16 protein-coding genes are annotated in these 16,167 nt (G+C 64.3%); 12 read left to right on the plus strand and 4 right to left on the minus strand.

Translation table 11 applies throughout. From position 1 onward, the window contains the following. Positions 1-112: 112 nt before the first annotated feature. From ACGLHR_RS12595 to ACGLHR_RS12650, 12 genes are all read left to right on the plus strand, one after another. Positions 113-589: a lytic transglycosylase domain-containing protein gene (locus ACGLHR_RS12595; RefSeq protein ID WP_400094162.1), complete on the plus strand. Its 477-nt coding sequence runs from the start codon at positions 113-115 to the stop codon at positions 587-589. Beyond that, positions 586-1,008, plus strand: coding sequence for a type II secretion system major pseudopilin GspG (gene gspG / locus ACGLHR_RS12600; RefSeq protein WP_400094164.1), 423 nt, complete (start codon positions 586-588; stop codon positions 1,006-1,008). The genes ACGLHR_RS12595 and gspG overlap by 4 nt, the downstream gene beginning before the upstream one ends. A 603-nt stretch (positions 1,009-1,611) precedes the next feature. Beyond that, a complete protein-coding gene (locus tag ACGLHR_RS12605) occupies positions 1,612-2,814 on the plus strand; it encodes a type II secretion system F family protein (protein WP_400094165.1) in 1,203 nt (400 codons plus the stop codon). Continuing rightward, positions 2,811-4,499 (plus strand): GspE/PulE family protein, encoded by a 1,689-nt coding sequence (locus ACGLHR_RS12610; protein ID WP_400094167.1) that lies wholly within the window; start codon positions 2,811-2,813, stop codon positions 4,497-4,499. Before ACGLHR_RS12605 ends, ACGLHR_RS12610 begins: the two co-directional genes overlap by 4 nt. Continuing rightward, on the plus strand, positions 4,492-5,298 hold the full coding sequence (locus ACGLHR_RS12615; RefSeq protein ID WP_400094168.1) for a hypothetical protein: 807 nt from the start codon (positions 4,492-4,494) through the stop codon (positions 5,296-5,298). Before ACGLHR_RS12610 ends, ACGLHR_RS12615 begins: the two co-directional genes overlap by 8 nt. Further along, positions 5,295-5,843 (plus strand): hypothetical protein, encoded by a 549-nt coding sequence (locus ACGLHR_RS12620; protein ID WP_400094169.1) that lies wholly within the window; start codon positions 5,295-5,297, stop codon positions 5,841-5,843. The genes ACGLHR_RS12615 and ACGLHR_RS12620 overlap by 4 nt, the downstream gene beginning before the upstream one ends. Further along, positions 5,840-6,457: a hypothetical protein gene (locus tag ACGLHR_RS12625; RefSeq protein WP_400094170.1), complete on the plus strand. Its 618-nt coding sequence runs from the start codon at positions 5,840-5,842 to the stop codon at positions 6,455-6,457. The genes ACGLHR_RS12620 and ACGLHR_RS12625 overlap by 4 nt, the downstream gene beginning before the upstream one ends. Next, on the plus strand, positions 6,454-6,978 hold the full coding sequence (locus ACGLHR_RS12630; protein ID WP_400094171.1) for a hypothetical protein: 525 nt from the start codon (positions 6,454-6,456) through the stop codon (positions 6,976-6,978). The genes ACGLHR_RS12625 and ACGLHR_RS12630 overlap by 4 nt, the downstream gene beginning before the upstream one ends. Further along, positions 6,978-9,356, plus strand: a complete 2,379-nt coding sequence (locus ACGLHR_RS12635; RefSeq protein WP_400094173.1) for a secretin N-terminal domain-containing protein — start codon at positions 6,978-6,980, stop codon at positions 9,354-9,356. Before ACGLHR_RS12630 ends, ACGLHR_RS12635 begins: the two co-directional genes overlap by 1 nt. Further along, complete coding sequence (locus tag ACGLHR_RS12640) at positions 9,353-9,871, plus strand: type II secretion system protein (protein ID WP_400094174.1); 519 nt, start codon at positions 9,353-9,355, stop codon at positions 9,869-9,871. Before ACGLHR_RS12635 ends, ACGLHR_RS12640 begins: the two co-directional genes overlap by 4 nt. A gap of 5 nt (positions 9,872-9,876) precedes the next feature. Continuing rightward, positions 9,877-10,281: a type II secretion system protein gene (locus ACGLHR_RS12645; RefSeq protein WP_400094175.1), complete on the plus strand. Its 405-nt coding sequence runs from the start codon at positions 9,877-9,879 to the stop codon at positions 10,279-10,281. A 3-nt stretch (positions 10,282-10,284) separates the two neighbouring features. After that, the gene (locus ACGLHR_RS12650) at positions 10,285-10,911 is read left to right on the plus strand and encodes a type II secretion system protein (protein ID WP_400094177.1); all 627 of its coding nucleotides are present in this window, start codon (positions 10,285-10,287) and stop codon (positions 10,909-10,911) included. Positions 10,912-11,267: 356 nt separating this feature from the next. Here the strand turns inward: ACGLHR_RS12650 and ACGLHR_RS12655 are convergent, their stop codons facing one another. The 4 genes from ACGLHR_RS12655 to ACGLHR_RS12670 form a co-directional block, all read right to left on the minus strand. Further along, positions 11,268-11,621: a type II toxin-antitoxin system HicB family antitoxin gene (locus ACGLHR_RS12655; RefSeq protein WP_400094179.1), complete on the minus strand. Its 354-nt coding sequence runs from the start codon at positions 11,619-11,621 to the stop codon at positions 11,268-11,270. A 268-nt stretch (positions 11,622-11,889) separates the two neighbouring features. Beyond that, positions 11,890-13,086, minus strand: coding sequence for a DUF5666 domain-containing protein (locus ACGLHR_RS12660; protein WP_400094180.1), 1,197 nt, complete (start codon positions 13,084-13,086; stop codon positions 11,890-11,892). Positions 13,087-13,843: 757 nt separating this feature from the next. After that, positions 13,844-14,473, minus strand: a complete 630-nt coding sequence (locus ACGLHR_RS12665; RefSeq protein WP_400094182.1) for a response regulator — start codon at positions 14,471-14,473, stop codon at positions 13,844-13,846. Further along, a complete protein-coding gene (locus ACGLHR_RS12670) occupies positions 14,466-15,869 on the minus strand; it encodes a sensor histidine kinase (protein WP_400094184.1) in 1,404 nt (467 codons plus the stop codon). Before ACGLHR_RS12670 ends, ACGLHR_RS12665 begins: the two co-directional genes overlap by 8 nt. Positions 15,870-16,167: the final 298 nt, after the last annotated feature.

The raw sequence follows: 16,167 nt of genomic DNA on the forward strand, positions 1-16,167 counted from the left end.
CGCGGACATCTATCGTTCGGAAGGACCGGACGGTGAAGTCCGTTTCGCAAGCCAGCCGCTTGACAAGAGCTATCGCCTTTTCCTGCGCGGAGATGCGCCGCGTCTCGCGGCATTGCCCACAAAAAAAGTGGCGTCCGGCCCGGCTTACCGCGCCGGCGATACGCGCGACATCCGCGATCGGCAACTCGCACCGCTAGTCGAGCAACTGTCGCAGAAGCACGCCGTCGACGTGGCCCTGGTCAGGGCGATCATCGACGTCGAATCCGGGGGAAATCCCGCCGCCATATCGGTCAAGGGCGCCACGGGTGCCATGCAACTGATGCCGTCCACCGCCGCGATGTATGGCGTCACCGAACTCACCGATCCGGTGCAGAACATCGACGCAGGCATCCGCCACCTTAAGTACCTGCTGGCGCGGCATGACGGCAATGTCGCACTTGCGCTTGCCGCCTACAACGCCGGCGAGGGCGCCGTGGCCAGGCATGCCGGACGCATTCCGCCCTACCGCGAAACCATGCTGTATGTGCCGGCCGTGCTGGCCCGCATGCAGTCCAACCGCAACCAGTCCAAGCCGGGAGCCGCGCCATGAAGACCTCGCTGACCCGAAGCCGCGCCGCCGGCTTTACCTTGCTCGAACTGCTGATCGTGGTGGTCATCATCGGCTTGCTGGCCGCTTATGTCGGGCCCAAGTACTTCTCGCAGCTCGGCAAGTCCGAGCGCACCATGGCGAAGGCGCAGATAGATGCGCTGGAAAAGGCCCTCGATGCCTACCGGCTCGACGTCGGGCGCTATCCGAGCACCGAGGAGGGACTCATCGCCCTGGTGACCAAGCCGGGTGGCGGCGTCCAGTGGAATGGGCCATACCTGAAGAAGGACGTGCCGTTCGATCCCTGGGGCCACCCCTATCAGTATCGGTCCCCCGGGGCCACTAGCGAAGTGGAAATCCGCTCGTATGGAAAAGACGGGCAAGCGGGCGGTACCGGCGACGCCGCCGACATTACGAACTAGAGCATCGCGGCGAGCCAGCCCGTTGCAGCGAGCCATGCGCAAGGGGGCTTCCGTAAAACAAACAGAAAGCAGTTCCGCTGGGAGAGAGCAACGCCGAGCCAGCAGTGCTCTCAGGTGCCAGCGTTAGACGGAGTACTGAAGTTCCATGGAATTTCCGGGAACCGATGCGGGAATTGGCAGAGACCGGGCAGGCCCCGAACGGGGGCCGCCGCAGCAAGTATGGAACGGTCCGCAGCACCGTCCTCAACGCAAGACGGCAAGACGACAAGACAGCAAGTGTCTGGCGTGAAGACGCATATAAACCCTACCGGGTCGAGGGTGACATGAAGTCGAGCACTTTTCTTTCTTCCTGCACAGAGTGCCGGCACCGCCGGCACCTCGCCGCCAATGCGGTCCGGGTCGGCCCACGCCGAATATGGCGCGCCGCCGCTCGTAGCGTGCCGCGTTTCCCGACGGTCTCGTGAGCCCGCCTGCTTGCTGTGCGCATTTGGCTGAAACAAGCCAGCGATGCGGCTCGAACAGCCCGGCAACATGATGCCTCGGGGCGCAAGCCGTCCCGGACCTCCACTCATTGATCGCTTCGGACCCAGCGGAGAGACAACCATGCAGTTTGACGTGCGCGCCCTGTCACCAGACCATCTGATGGTTCAGCTCAGGCTGGATGCCCGCAACGAGGCGGACGCGCGCAGCCAGGTCGAAGCGCGCGGCCTCTGCCCCGCGGCCATCGCACCGGTGCGCGCAAGCCTGGCTGCCGGGCTGCGTTTGCCCGGGCGGGGCCGCGGGCGCTTTGCGGTATCGCTGTTCAGCCAGGAATTGCTGGCCCTGCTCAATGCGGGTCTAAGCCTGGTGGAATGCCTGGAGGCGCTGCAGGAGAAGGAAAGCAATGCGGCGTCCGTCACAGTCCTGTCGCAACTGCTTGCCGGGCTGCGCGAGGGCAAGCGGTTCTCCCGGGTGCTGGCCGAGCTGAAGGATATTTTCCCCCCGCTCTATGTCGGCATCGTCCAGGCGGCCGAGAACACCAGCGACCTGCCGCAAGCGCTGGGACGCTACGTCGACTATCAGCAGCGCATCGACAGCGTGCGCAACAAGCTGGTCAGCACCGCCATCTATCCGATGATCCTGCTGATGGTCGGGGGCGCAGTCACCGCCTTCCTGATCGGCTACGTGGTGCCCCGCTTCGCGGAGGTGTACCAGGGCGCGGGGCGCACCCTACCGTGGCTTTCACAGGTGCTGCTGGGCTGGGGCCAGTTCGCCGGACGCCACGGCGCGGTGCTGATGCCGGCTGCGCTGCTAGGCGCCCTGGCGTCGTTCTTCGGCGTGCGGCGGCTGCTGGCGCGCCGTGGCATCGGCTCGCTGCTGGCGCGTCTTCCCGGAATTGGCCATTGTGTGCGCATTGTCGAGTTGTCGCGGCTCTACCTCACCCTGGGCATGCTGCTGGAAGGCGGCATCCATATCGTCGCCGCGATCGACACCGCGCAGGCGATGGCCGCCGCGGACCTGCGCGCCAGTCTTGGCGCCGCCAGGCAGGCCATCCAGTCGGGGCTCACGCTGTCGGCGGCATTCGAGGCACAGGGACTCACCACGCCGATCTCGCTGCGCATGCTGCGCGTTGGCGAGCGCAGCGGCGAACTGGGCGCGATGCTCACACAGTCGGCCAACTTCTACGACGGCGAGATCAGCCGCTGGATCGAGCGCTTCATGCGCATGTTCGAGCCGCTGCTGATGACTGGCATCGGGCTGATCGTCGGCACCATCGTGGTGTTGCTGTACATGCCGATCTTCGACCTTGCCGGAGGCCTGACATGAGCGAGAACGCTGCTCCGCAAATTGTCTTCGATGCCCCGCTGCTGCAACGGGCCCGCAAGCAGGCGCAACTCTCGCAGCGCACGATGATCAGCGAGCTGGAGAGCCTGACCGGCGCCGAACCGCGTGACCTGGTGCTGGCCCTGGCGCGGGCGTTCGGGCTGGAGGTGGTGGAAACCGCACAGATGCTGACGCTGGCCCCGGCCTTTGACAGGCTGCCGCTGTCGAAGGCCATGCAACGCCGCTGCGTGCTGCTGCGCGACGACGCCGGCCAGGGCATTGCGGTCATTGCCGACCCGTTCGACACTGACCTGCACACCTGGCTGGAAGCCCGGGCAGGCATGGCCCTGCTGTACCGTCTGGCCTTGCAAGCCGATATTCAGGCTTACCTGTCGAAGCAGGAAGAATCGGTGCGCGCGGTCGATAACATCGTCAGCAGTGCCGCCGGCGAGGCGCACGGCGGCAAGACCGCTGCCGTGCTGTCATTCGCCTCGCTGTCGGAGGTCGCCAGCCCGGCGGTGAAGCTCGTCGATTCCACGCTCTATGACGCGCTCAAGGCCGGCGCCTCGGATATTCACCTCGAAAGCACCGCGCACGGGCTGGCGGTGAAGTACCGCATCGACGGCGTGCTGGATCACGCCGCCACGGCGCACGGCGTCGAGGTCGCGGAGCAGGTCATCTCGCGCCTGAAAGTCATGGCGGAGCTCGATATCGCCGAGCGCCGCGTGCCGCAGGACGGCAGCTTCCGGGTCGAAGCCGGCGGCCGCGAGATCGACTTGCGGCTGTCCATCATGCCCAGCATCCATGGCGAGGACGCTGTGATCCGTATTCTCGACAAGCGCGCCATGATCGAGGCGTATGGATCGCTCACGCCGGAAGCGCTGGGCTTTGACGCGCCGTCGCTTGCCGCGCTGCGGATGTTGTCGCAAGAGCCCTACGGCATGTTGCTGGTGACCGGCCCCACCGGTTCCGGCAAGACCACCACGCTCTACGCTGCGTTGACCGAAATCCACAACGGCCGCGACAAGATCATCACCATCGAGGATCCCGTCGAGTATCAGTTGCCGGGCATCCTTCAGATCCCGGTCAATGAAAAGAAGGGGCTTAGCTTCGCGCGCGGGCTGCGCTCCATCCTGCGCCACGACCCGGACAAGATCATGGTCGGCGAAATCCGCGACCGCGAGACCGCCGAGATCGCGGTGCAATCGGCACTGACCGGCCACCTGGTCCTGACCACGGTCCACGCCAACAACGTCTACGACGTCTTCGGCCGTTTCACGCATATGGGCATCGATCCCTATGCCTTTGTCTCCGCGCTCAATGGCATCTGGGCGCAACGGCTGGTACGGATGAACTGCACGCGCTGCGCCACGCCTCACGCACCGGACGACGCCGAACTGGCCAGGGTCTACCTCAGCCGCGCCGACGTGGCCGGCTACCGCTTCATGCAGGGCAAGGGCTGCGGCGATTGCCGGGGCACCGGATACAGCAAGCGCCGCGCCATCGCCGAGATCCTGATCCTGAATGACGAGTTGCGCGAACTCATCATCGACAAGCGCCCGATCCGCCAGATCAAGGAGGCCGCCCGGCGCAATGGCAGCCGCAGCTTGCGCGAAGCCGCACTGGAACTGGTCAGCCGCGGTGAAACCACGCTCGAAGAAATCAAGCGAGTCACGCTCCATGAATAAGCTCCAGACAACATTGCGCATCGGCCTGTCGAGCACCTATGTAGCGCTGGTGCGCTCCCACGGGTGGCTGCGGCCGAGGCGCCACCTGCTGATGGATCGGCCGCTCGACGCCGGATCCGCGCCGCACGCGCTGCAGGGCCTGCGCACCGCACTGGCAGACACCGGCTGCGCCCGGATGGACGCCACCGTGGTTCTCGGCAACGAGTGGGTGCGGCTGTTCATGGTCACGCCGCCACACAATGCCGAGCGGCTGCGCGATTGCCACGCGGCGATGATGATGCGCTTCCAGCAACTCTATGGCGAGCCGCCGAGCGACTGGCATGTCCGCGCGGACTGGGACGCGCAGCACCCGTTCCTTGCCTGCGCGGTGCCGCAGGCACTGCTGGACGGATTGCAGCAAGCCGTGGCGGATCATCGCCTGGCGCTGGTCGCGATCCAGCCGCAGTTCATCGCCGCCTGGAACCGCTGGCGGCACGCTGTGCCGGCCCATACCTGGTTCGGCGTGGCGGATGCCCAGGCACTGTCGCTGGGCGTGATCGACCAGGGCCGGCTGGCCGAGGTGCGCCGCCTGCCGCTGCCGCCGGCCGCGCTGGACGACCCGGCCTGGCTGTCCACCCAACTCGCGCGCGAGGCCCTGCGCCAGACAATGCCGGCGCCGGACCGCGTCTGCCTGTGCGGCTGGGTACCCGAGCCATGGCTTGCGCCGCAGGACGGCGCACCGGCCTACGTGCGGCTCGATGGCGCCGCAGCGCACGCATCGGCGGGCGCCGAACTGGCATTGACAGGAGCGCGCTCATGAAGACGAGCCAGATCGATTTTGCACCGCGCTCACTGCGGCGCACCGTGGCGCAGACCCAGCCTGCCATCTGGCTGGCGGCGGCAATCGGCCTTGCGCTATGTGCAAGCGCGGCGGTCGCGGGGTACAACCTGGCGCAACAAGGCGAGCTGCGCCAGGCCGAACTCCGGCAGATCCGCAACCGCGCCAGCGAGCGCGACCGGCCCGCGCAACGCGGCGCGCCGATTGGCGAAGCGCAGGCCGGCGCGGTCAACGATGTCGTTGCGCGCCTGAACCTGCCGTGGCGCGACTTGTTCCAGGCGGTCGAGGCGGCCACGCCCGCCGGCAGCATCGCCTTGCTGGAACTTGCGCCCGATGCCGCCCGGCACGCCATCAAGGGCAGCGCCGAGGCAAAGACCGGCGAGGACATGCTCGACTACATCAGCCGCGTCAGCAAGCAGCCGATGTTCTCATCGGTGGTGCTGACCCGGCATGAGATCAATGAGCAAGACCCGAACAAGCCGCTGCGATTCCAGTTCCTCGCAGAATGGGCAAGGAGCGAAAAATGACGCCACCGCGCATCGGAAGAACCCTGCTGCAGATCCGCCTGGCGCTATCGCGCTACGGTACCGGCCCGGGTCTCGCCAGCCTGCTCTGTATCGCCGGCGCACTGTGCTGGCTGTGGTGGGTACCGCATGAACAGGCCCAGGTCGACTCGCAGCGCGCCGCGCTGCAAGCCGAACGGATGGCCCAGCGCGTGGTGCCAGGCGCGCCGCGCAAGGCGGTTGCGGTGTCAGGGCAGGAGCGGCTGGCTGCATTCTATGCCACGCTGGGCGATCGTCACCGTACCGAGCGGCAACTGCTTACGCTGTTCGAGAAGGCGCGCGAGAGCGGACTGACGCTGGCCAAGGGCGAGTACAAGGTGAGCTACGACAGCAACAGCCAGGTCTACAGCTACCAGGTCCTGCTGCCAGTGAACGGCTCGTACAGCGCAATCCGCCGATTCTGCGAGAAAACCCTGCTGGCGATCCCCTTCGCCTCGCTGGACGAGATCAGCTTCCGGCGCGACCTGGTCGGCAACGGCACGCTGGACGCACGGCTGCGCTTCACATTGCATCTGAAGGAGGCGCCGCCTTCCCACCCCGCGCCCGGGGTAATGGCCATGCGGAGCGACAAGCCATGAAGCCGCGTCATATCGCGCTCGGCGGCTTGCTGCTTGGAGCGGCCTGGCTGAGCATCTTCGGGGACAAATCGCCAGCGGGGGACGTCGTCACCGCGGTGACGCGCTCCACCGCCACAAGCGCCGCCGAAGCACCGGCGCGTGCGGACAGCAACCCGTTGCGGGAGCCGGTCATTCTTGCCGTGCGCGATCGCGCGGAACTGCTCGGCGACGGCGACACGCCTGCCGGCACACTGTTCGTCAGCCAAAACTGGACACCGCCGCCACCGCCGCCGCCGCCCGTCGTCGTGGCGCCGCCGCCAAAGCCGACCGCGCCCCCCTTGCCTTTCACCTATCTGGGCAAGAAGCAGGAAAACGGCAAGTGGGAGGCTTACCTGGCGCGGGGCGGGGATACCTATGTCGTGCGTGAGCACAGCATGATCGATAGCACCTACCGTGCCGAAGCGATCACGCCAACCACCGTGACGATTACATACCTGCCACTGAAGCAGGTTCAAAAGCTGGCCATCGGGGAGGCTGACTGATGTTTGAATCAAACGCTACCAAGTGCGTCCGGGGCGGGCTGACAACGCGGCTGGGGTCGGCCTGTCTTGTGGCGGCCGTCCTGTTGCTGGGCGGTTGCGCCGCGGACAAGGCATTCCGCGAAGGACAGGGACTGGCTGCGCAAGGCAGGCTGGAGGAAGCCATGGCCAAGTACCAGGAAGCCATGGCCCTCAATCCCAAGGACGTGCAATACAAGATGGGCTATCTGCGGGCACGCGAACTCACGATCGCAAGCTACGTGGAGCGCGGCGACCGCGAGGCCGCCACCGGCAAGCCCGACCTTGCCGAAGCGATCTACCGCCGCGCGCTGGCGCTCGATCGCGGTAACGAGCGTGCCACCGCGGGCATGCGCGCGCTGGAGGCCGCACGCGCCAAGACACGTGCAGCTGCCACCGCTGCTGCCGGCACCCGGGCCCCCGCAGCAGCGGTGGCGGCTCGCCGCGATGGCGACGACGCCACCGGCCGGCCGGGCGACGGGATGCTGTCGGTTGCCTACAAGAAGCCGATCTCGATCGAGTTCCGCGACGTGACCCTGAAGCAGCTGTTTGAAGTGGTATCGCGCTCGTCGGGCCTGAACTTCCTGTTCGACAAGGATGTGCGCACCGACCAGAAGACCACGGTATTCCTCAAGAACAGCACGGTGGAGTCGGTCGTGTACTTCACGCTGCTGACCAACCAGCTCGAGCAGCAGGTGCTCGACGAGAACACAGTCCTGATCTATCCGAACACCCCGAACAAGCAAAAGGACTACCAGGAGCTGATGGTGCGCACCTTCCACCTGGCCAACACCGACGCCAAGATGGTGGCCAACACGCTCAAGACCATCCTGAAGACGCGCGATGTGGTGGTCGACGACAAGCTCAACATGCTGATCGTGCGCGACAGTCCGGAGGCGATCCGGCTCGCCTCCCGGCTGGTGGCCCTGCATGATGTGCCCGAGCCCGAAGTGATGCTGGAGGTCGAGATCCTGGAGGTCAAGCGCGACCGGCTGCTCAACCTGGGCATCGCCTGGCCGGACAGCCTGAGCCTGACGCCGATCCCGTCCGCCGCGGGCGGCCTGCTGACGCTGCGCGACCTGACCAATATCACCAGCTCCACGCTTGCAGCCGGCATCGGGCCCGTGACCATCAATGCGGGCAACACCGATTCCTCGGCAAAGCTGCTGGCCAATCCGCGCATCCGCGCCCGCAACCACGAGAAGGCCAAGATCCTGATTGGCGACCGCGTGCCCTTGATCACTACCACCTCCACCGCCACGGGTTTTGCCTCGGAGTCCATCAACTACATCGACGTCGGCCTGAAGCTCGATGTGGAGCCGGCGGTCCACCTGGACAACGACGTGGCGATCAAGGTCTCGCTCGAAGTCAGCAATATCGTCAGCCAGCTGCAGACCAAGTCCGGCTCGGTCGCATACCAGATCGGCACACGCACCGCCAGCACCACACTGCGCCTGCGCGACGGCGAGAACCAGGTCCTGGCCGGCCTGATCAGCGACGAAGACCGCCGCAACGCCAAGAAGATTCCGGGGATCGGCGACCTGCCCATGCTCGGCCGGCTATTCGGCAACTCGGCCGACGAGAACCACAACACCGAAATCGTGCTGTCGATCACGCCCCACCTGATCCGCAATATCGAGCGCCCGGAGCCGACCATGCTGACGTTCGCGGCGGGCACCGAGACCAGCCTGCGGCTGCGTCCCCAAGGGCTTACCGTGCCCTCCGCCCGGGCGCCGCTGATCGCGCTGACAGGCCAGCCGGGCCAGGGTGTGCCACCCAGCGCGCCAGGGCCGGCGCAACCGGCAGCCATGCCTGTCTCGGTGTCCGCAGCCGCGGTGATTCCTGCCGCTCCGGCTCCGGCAGCCCAGGACGACGATACGGCTGCTGCGTCCGCCACCACGCCGGCCGCGCCGGAAGCGCGGGAAGCGTCCGCCGCCAACGCCCCGGGCAGCGCGCAATTGCGCTGGGACGGCGCGCAGCAGCTGAAGGTCGGGGACACCTTCACCCTGCAGCTTTCGATGCAGTCCGGGCGGCCCGTCACCAGCGTCCCGGTGGCGATCACCTTCGACGACAAGGTGTTCCAGGCCGGCGGCGTGGTCGAAGGCGGGTTCTTGCGCCAAGGCGGCGCACCAACCAGCTTTACCAGCAAGGTCGATACCGCCGGACAGCTTCTCATCACCGGCACCCGCACCGACAACAGCGGTGCCAGCGGTAGCGGCAACTTCGCCAGCATCAATTTCCGCGCGCTCGCGCCGGCCAATGCTTCGGCCATTCAGTTGCTGACGGCCGCGCCGGTCGGCTTGAAGGGCAGCGCCATACCGGCGCAGGCACCGGCGCCGCATGTCGTGCAGGTGCAGCCATGAATCCGTCCACCCAAACCTGCTGGCGGCAGATGCGCCGGGCGCGCCCCGGCGTGCGCGGCTTCACGCTGATCGAGTTGCTGGTCACGCTGGCTATCCTCGGCGTGCTGGCGACCATTGCGTTGCCGCTGGCACAGATATCCGTGCAGCGCACCAAGGAGCAGGAGCTGCGGCGGGCGCTGCGAGAGATCCGCAGCGCGATCGACGCCTACAAGCGCGCCAGCGATGAAGGACGGATTCCAAAGATGGCCGGTGGTACCGGCTACCCGAAGGACCTGGAGATCCTGGCCGAGGGCGTGCTCGATCAGCGCAGCCCCACCCGTAGCAAGATGTACTTCCTGCGCAGGGTGCCGCGCGACCCGATGGCAGCAGACACCAACGGCCCTGAGTCCGCATCGTGGGCCAAGCGCAGCTATGCCAGCGAGCCCGACGCGCCGCAGGAAGGTGACGATGTCTACGATGTCTACACCCGGTCCGAACAGACCGGTTTGAACGGTGTTCCGTACAGGAAATGGTGACCGCGATGCCGTCGATTCGCCTGCGCCCCGCCCTTGCGCGCCCTGCCCGGGGCTTCACCCTGGTCGAGCTGCTGGTGGTACTTGCCATCATCGCGCTGCTGCTGACGCTCGCTGTGCCACGCTACTTCCATAGCGTGGATACCGCACGCGAAACGGTGCTGATCGACAACTTGGCCACCGCGCGTTCGACCATCGACAAATTCTATGGCGACACCGGGCGCTATCCGGACTCGCTCGAAGAGCTGGTCGAGAAAAAGTACCTGCGCGCCATGCCGTTCGATCCGGTGGCCAACAGCAGCACCGCCTGGATCATCGTACCGCCGGAGGATTCCAGCAAAGGCCGGGTTTACGACCTGCGCAGCAGCGCGACCGGGAGCGGCCGCAGCAATACCCCCTTCTCGCAGAGATAGACCATGATGGCCCGCCCGACCAGACGCGCACGCGGCTTCGGCTACATCGGCCTAGTCCTGATGGTGGCGGTGATCGGCGTCGCAGCCGCCGCCACACTCCGTTTGGGCGCGGTCGCGCAGCGCCGCGCCGCGGAAGAAGAACTGCTGGCCATCGGCACCGAGTTTCGCGACGCCTTCATCAGCTACGCCAACGCGACCCCGCCCGGCCAGCCGCGTACGCCGCCGAGCCTGCAGGCGTTGCTGAAAGATCCGCGCTATCCCACCCCGCGCCGCCACCTGCGCAAGCTTTATGTGGATCCGCTCACCGGCGAGGACGGGTGGGGAACGATCCAGGCGGTGCCGGGCCCCGGCATCATGGGCGTGTACAGCATGTCGAACGGCAAGCCGATCAAGATCGGCAACTTCGACCTGCGCTTTCAGGACTTCGAGGGCAAGACTACATACCGAGAGTGGAAATTCATGCCGCCGCAGGAGATGATCGCGCCGGTGGTCAAAGGCGCTGGGGGCGTGGGGGGCGTTGGGGGCGTTGGGGGCGTTGGGGGCGTTGGTGGGACTGCGGGAGCAGGGGGTGCCGCCGCGTCTCCGGGGGCAGTCGTACCCGGCGCCGCGCAACCGGCGGTACGGTTCTGAGGCGCGCTCGGAAGCACCCGGGTGCGGCGCATCCATTCTGCAACCAGGATATACAGGATGCGGGAACAACCACGAGGTCTACCCTGGAAGCGCGGCCAGCCTGCGCTTCGCGCCACGGATTTGATAGCGACCGTGATGGCGACCTTGCTGGCGGTCATCAGACCGGCCCACGCACTCCCAACATGGCGATCCGATGGCATCATCGCGTATCGCTTGGCAAGGCCTATCGCTACCCGACCGTCAGCGGCTGTTCCAGGGTCGGATTACCGGCACCTCGCCGATCAACAACGATCCCACCCTGCGTCCGGAGCACTCCTTCTCCAAGGACCTGAATCATTATATCAACAATGATTCAGCTACCCATGAGACTCAGGATTTTCATATAGAACCTTCTCAATCGCATACTTAACCAAATCATTTAGTGACTTGCCATTTTTTTTAGCCGACACCGCGGCTTTTCTATGAAGTTCAGACCCAATTCGAATTTTTATGCCTCCTTCATAGGCAGTGCAAGATTCCTTTTCCCTCAATTCGCAAAATACAATATACGAGTCAACTGCATCCCGAAATGCCGCTTCGAGCTCAGGCACGCTAGTCCCATCAAATATTATAATATCATCAATAAACTCAAGCTTTCCTATAAAACACCTGTCGGCAGCACTATATTCGACAGAACCATAATAATTTCCATATTGAAGCATGTCACTCATAATTAGCTCCAGTCTTCCAGATTTAAAGATGTTCTGAACAACTCGCTTTTAGCCCGTGAACCCCACCGGGCCATCGCGATAGGCGGGAAGCAATGCCTCTGAAGTGAGTTTGCTTCGCCCCCAGGGGCTCTAGATGCTGCCTTTGCGCACCGGGATTCATTACACGTCCGTTGACGGGCGGATTGCCTAGTAGAATTAGCACAATTTCAGCAACCGCGCCCGCTTCATAACAACCTGCTTGCCACCCTCCGCTGCCGGCGCCTACAGCCTAGTTGTCCCGCTTGATGCGGCTCGCAAGCACCACGTTGCCGCTCACCTTCCCTCGGATCTCCAGGCGCATGCCGGCCGCGAGATCGTCGGCGCCCCGCGGCAGGGTTGCATTGTCGAAGACCGTTGCGCTATTCCATTTCACGGTCACGCCGCCGCCACTGCTTAGGACAAAGGTTTGCGCGGCCTTGTCGAGGCTGGAGATTGTGCCATGCAGTTCGTTCGCTTCGTTGGCTTCATGGGCTTCGTCCTCGACCTCGACCTGCGTAGCCACAAGTACGCCGTTGGCGACGGCCCCCTTCACTTCCACACGGGCGCCGAGTGTTGGCGTACCGCTCACCGTGGCGGTGGATGGCACCGTCACCCGCAGGCCGGACACCTCAAAGTCTGTGGCCGAAGTGAACTTCGTGATTACGCCCTCCAACTCTGCCCGCTGGCCCTGCGGGATCGCTGGAATCAGGGTCGTGCCGCGCACCCTGGCGGCCGCAATGACCGTCGGCGCGGTCAGCGTTCCCTTCACCCGGACAACAGCGCCGTTGATGACGCCGCTAGGAAGGTTCACCAGTGCTGCCGGTGTGAACTGGACCGTGATGCCGTTTATGGTGAAGCTGGTGGCGGTCGCGCCCTGCACCACACCGGTGAGCCGGATCTCGGCCGTGGGTGCTTTCTTCTCGATGCGGGTGGCCTTCAGGTGGGCGCCGGTTGCATCGGGAAGCCCGTGGACCTCCACCGTATCGTTGATCGACAGCACGGCCAGCCCGGTCAGGCCATTGCCGTCGAAGACTGTGGATGGCGAGACAGTCACCACCACGCCTAGCACCGTCAGCGTGTTGCCCGCGACGTTGATGCTGGAGATCGGCCCCTGCACGAAGCTGCGCGCGGCGATGCTGGTTGCCCGGCCGGTTGCCCCGCTGTTGTCGCGCTCGCCTTCGATTGCCACTACCATGCCAAGGCGTATGTCATCGGCACCGGCATTGGGATTGTCGTCGTCGAGGGTGGTCTTGGCCGCGCTATTGTCGATGCGTACGCCGTTGACAATGAGGCTGCCGAATCCGGTAATCGTGCCGCTGAAGCTCGTCGGCGTCGCAGTCGGCGCGGGCGTTGAAGGTGCCGGTGCACTATCGCCGCCGCCACCGCCACAGGCGACCAGTAGTGTGGTGATGCCGGCAGCAGCGGCCAGCCAGAGGGTGTGCGCCATGATACGACGCCGGGAGCGAGTTTCAGTCATGTCAATCTACCTCCTTTGCATCAATTCTGGTTGGGCGCGCGGCGCCCGGCCCCCGGCATCGGCTCAATGCCGAGGCATTTCATGGCAGTGGGCAAGCATCCGGCCTGCACGCGGCAGTGGCCGCAAACGAATCCGGCGAGGGGGTTTCTTTGATTGCGCATCTCCCCAAGAGAGCCGGAATTCACCTACCATCGTTTTCCAGCGATGGGAAATAACCATACGCATTCTGCTGCATGCATTGCCCAAGGCGTTAGGCTTACTATAGTGTGGTGACGAGCTAGATAACATGGGCGATGGGAGGGACTATGGTTCGCCATTAGTCTCAACGAAATGAGACCTTAGTCCATATCCTTGCCGGGTCCGGCAATGGGAAGCCGGTCGATATCCGGCAACCGGAGGCCGCCGGAAATGGCACGCAGATCGGCCAGGGCAGATTTGAGCGACGATCGGATTAATTCCACTCGCGCGACTACGACGACCACCCTCTATTCAGCCAGGGAGTGGTGCTTTCGCTCAATGCATCGACTGAGTTCACCGTTGTCGCAGAGGCCGGACCCGGCGAGGATACGCCGGCTGCCCATCTGAGCCGCAGGATCCCGGGCTTCCACGTAGCGAGATGCCGCAGGCTCCTGGCATCGTCGCCGGAGAAATCGTGCGGCGGTCCGCACCGGGTGCGATCCTTGATACCCTGGAACGCGCGTCAATGGCTCTGGTGGGGGGTGGGCAGCTAGCGCTGCGAAGCGAGGAGCGCGGCCTCGACCCGGCTGCGAACCTGCAATTTCTGAAGGATGTTCGTGACGTAGTGCTTTATCGTTTTCTCGGACAGGAATACACGCTGGCCAATTTCCCTGTTCGTCATGCCAACGCCGATCAGCCCGAGAATTTCGCGCTCCCGTTCCGTCAGTTCCTGCAGGGGATCCGGTGCGCGGCTGCGCGTCAGCGATGCCAGCATTTCCGACGCCAGTGGCGGCGATACATAAACCTCGCCCTGGAGTGCGGAGCGCAGGACATCCAGCAATTTCTGGGCCGAGACGCCCTTCAGGACGTAGGCGCGCGCGCCGGCCTTGAAGGCGCCAAGCAACATATCCTGGTCTTCGGAAGCCGTCAGCAACACGATGGCCGTCGCCGGGCAGGCGGTCGCGATCTTCTCCGCGGTTACCAGCCCGCTCCACCCGGGCATGCTGATGTCGAGCAGCACGATATCGGGGAGCAGTTCGCGGGCGAGCGCCAGCGCCTCCTCGCCGGAACCGGCCTCGCCGACGACGGTGAACTCAGCCGATGCATTGAGCGAAAGCACCACCCCTTGCCTGAACAGCGGGTGGTCATCTACGACGAGGATTCTGACTGGCTCACGCATTTTGCATCTCCGGCACGCCCAGTGGCAGGCTCACGTGGATGACGGTCCCTTGGCTTGCCGAACTGATGACTTCGAACGAGCCGCCGAGGATCTCGGCGCGCTCACGCATCCCGACCAGGCCCTGGCCGCCGCCCTTCGAGGCAACGACCGGATCGAAACCTGAACCCGTGTCCATCACTTCGATCTTCAAGTTACCGTCAACTTCCCTGACATTGACTTGCTGCCCGCATCCGCCAGCGTGCCGAAAGCCGTTGGACAAGGCTTCCTGCAGCAAGCGGTAGAGCGCGATCCTGACAGGCAGAGAGTCTTCGGTACGCACCTCTTCGATGCGCTGCGTCACGCGCGCGCCCGATTTTCGCTGGTAGTCGCGCACCGCGCGTCGCGCGACCTCGGCGATGGGGAGCTGATCGATATCCGGCAAGCGGAGGCCACCGGAAATGGTGCGCAGATCGGTCAGTGCCGATTTGAGCGACGAGCGTATGGAATCCACGCCGCCAGCCTGCACCTGGCCGTGCCCTCCTGGACAACGCCGGCATTGATCGGCAAGGGCTTCGAACTGCATCAACGCAAGCCCCATGTCCTGCGCGGGTCCATCATGCAGGTCGGCGGAGATCTGCCGCAGGAACTGCTCATTGACCGCGGTGCTGCGGACGGCCGCGCGCCAGACCTTCTCGTGGAGGCTCTCGTTCTGTCCGATCAACTCCGACAGTTGTGCCACTTTGTCCTTCAGCTCCTGCCGCTGCCGGCCGATGGTTCGGCTGCCCCGATGCACCAGGCCGAACAAAAGGAGATACATGGTCAGCACAGTGAATGCCACGACACACCAGCTATTACGTCGCGCCGCCCATGCTTCACGTTCCATTTCATCGGTGGTTTGGTAAAACTCCGCCACCGCGATGACCTTCCCGGTGCCGTCACCGTGGATCGGTACATAGGTTTCGATCAGTTGACGCCAGTTGCCGGCCTCGAACAGGTTCTCCTCGCTCGACAACCTACTGATCTTGGAGTGAACGCTGCCGGCCAACGCAGTCTCGAGGCCTTCCTCGACGGGAAACTTACGCCCGATCATCTGCGGGTTCCTGCTATACAGTACCCGGCCATCGGGGCGCCAGACCTTGAAAGCCACGATCTTTTCGCCGAGCGGCGTATTGCGCAGCAGCTTGCCCAGCGCTTCCCGATCCGATTCGCTAAGGTCACTGGCGTGAAGCAGCGTCTGGGCGTGTGGCGCGACAAAGCTCTCCACGTACAGGCCCGTGACCCCGCCAAGACGGTTCACCACGCCATTCTCCACTTCCTGGCTGACCAGCGTGCCGATCACAATCATTCCGAACAGCAGAACGGGCAGGCTGGTAATCAGAAACTGACGCGACAGGCTCAGATCAGCTAGCGTTTTCAAGATTGGAACTCCCTTCATGATGGAACTCCCTTTCTTAAGCCTACAAACCAGGACCGGACAAGGATATGGACCAAGGTCTCATTTTTGTTGGGACCAATGGCGACGAATATTCACGCCCCACGTCCATGTTATCTGATTGGTACTCTGGTTATAGTAAACCTAACCTCTTGGATGACGTGAATTCACCAATGCATTTGGTTGATTCTCATTATTCGGAATCTATGGTAGCTACCTTCCGGCTGTCTTTCGAGGTGCGCCCTGCGCAATCATGCAAAGAATCCTGCACGCCAGCGTTTGC

Source organism: Cupriavidus sp. CuC1 (assembly GCF_044627735.1).
In the GTDB taxonomy this organism is placed as follows: domain Bacteria; phylum Pseudomonadota; class Gammaproteobacteria; order Burkholderiales; family Burkholderiaceae; genus Cupriavidus; species Cupriavidus ulmosensis.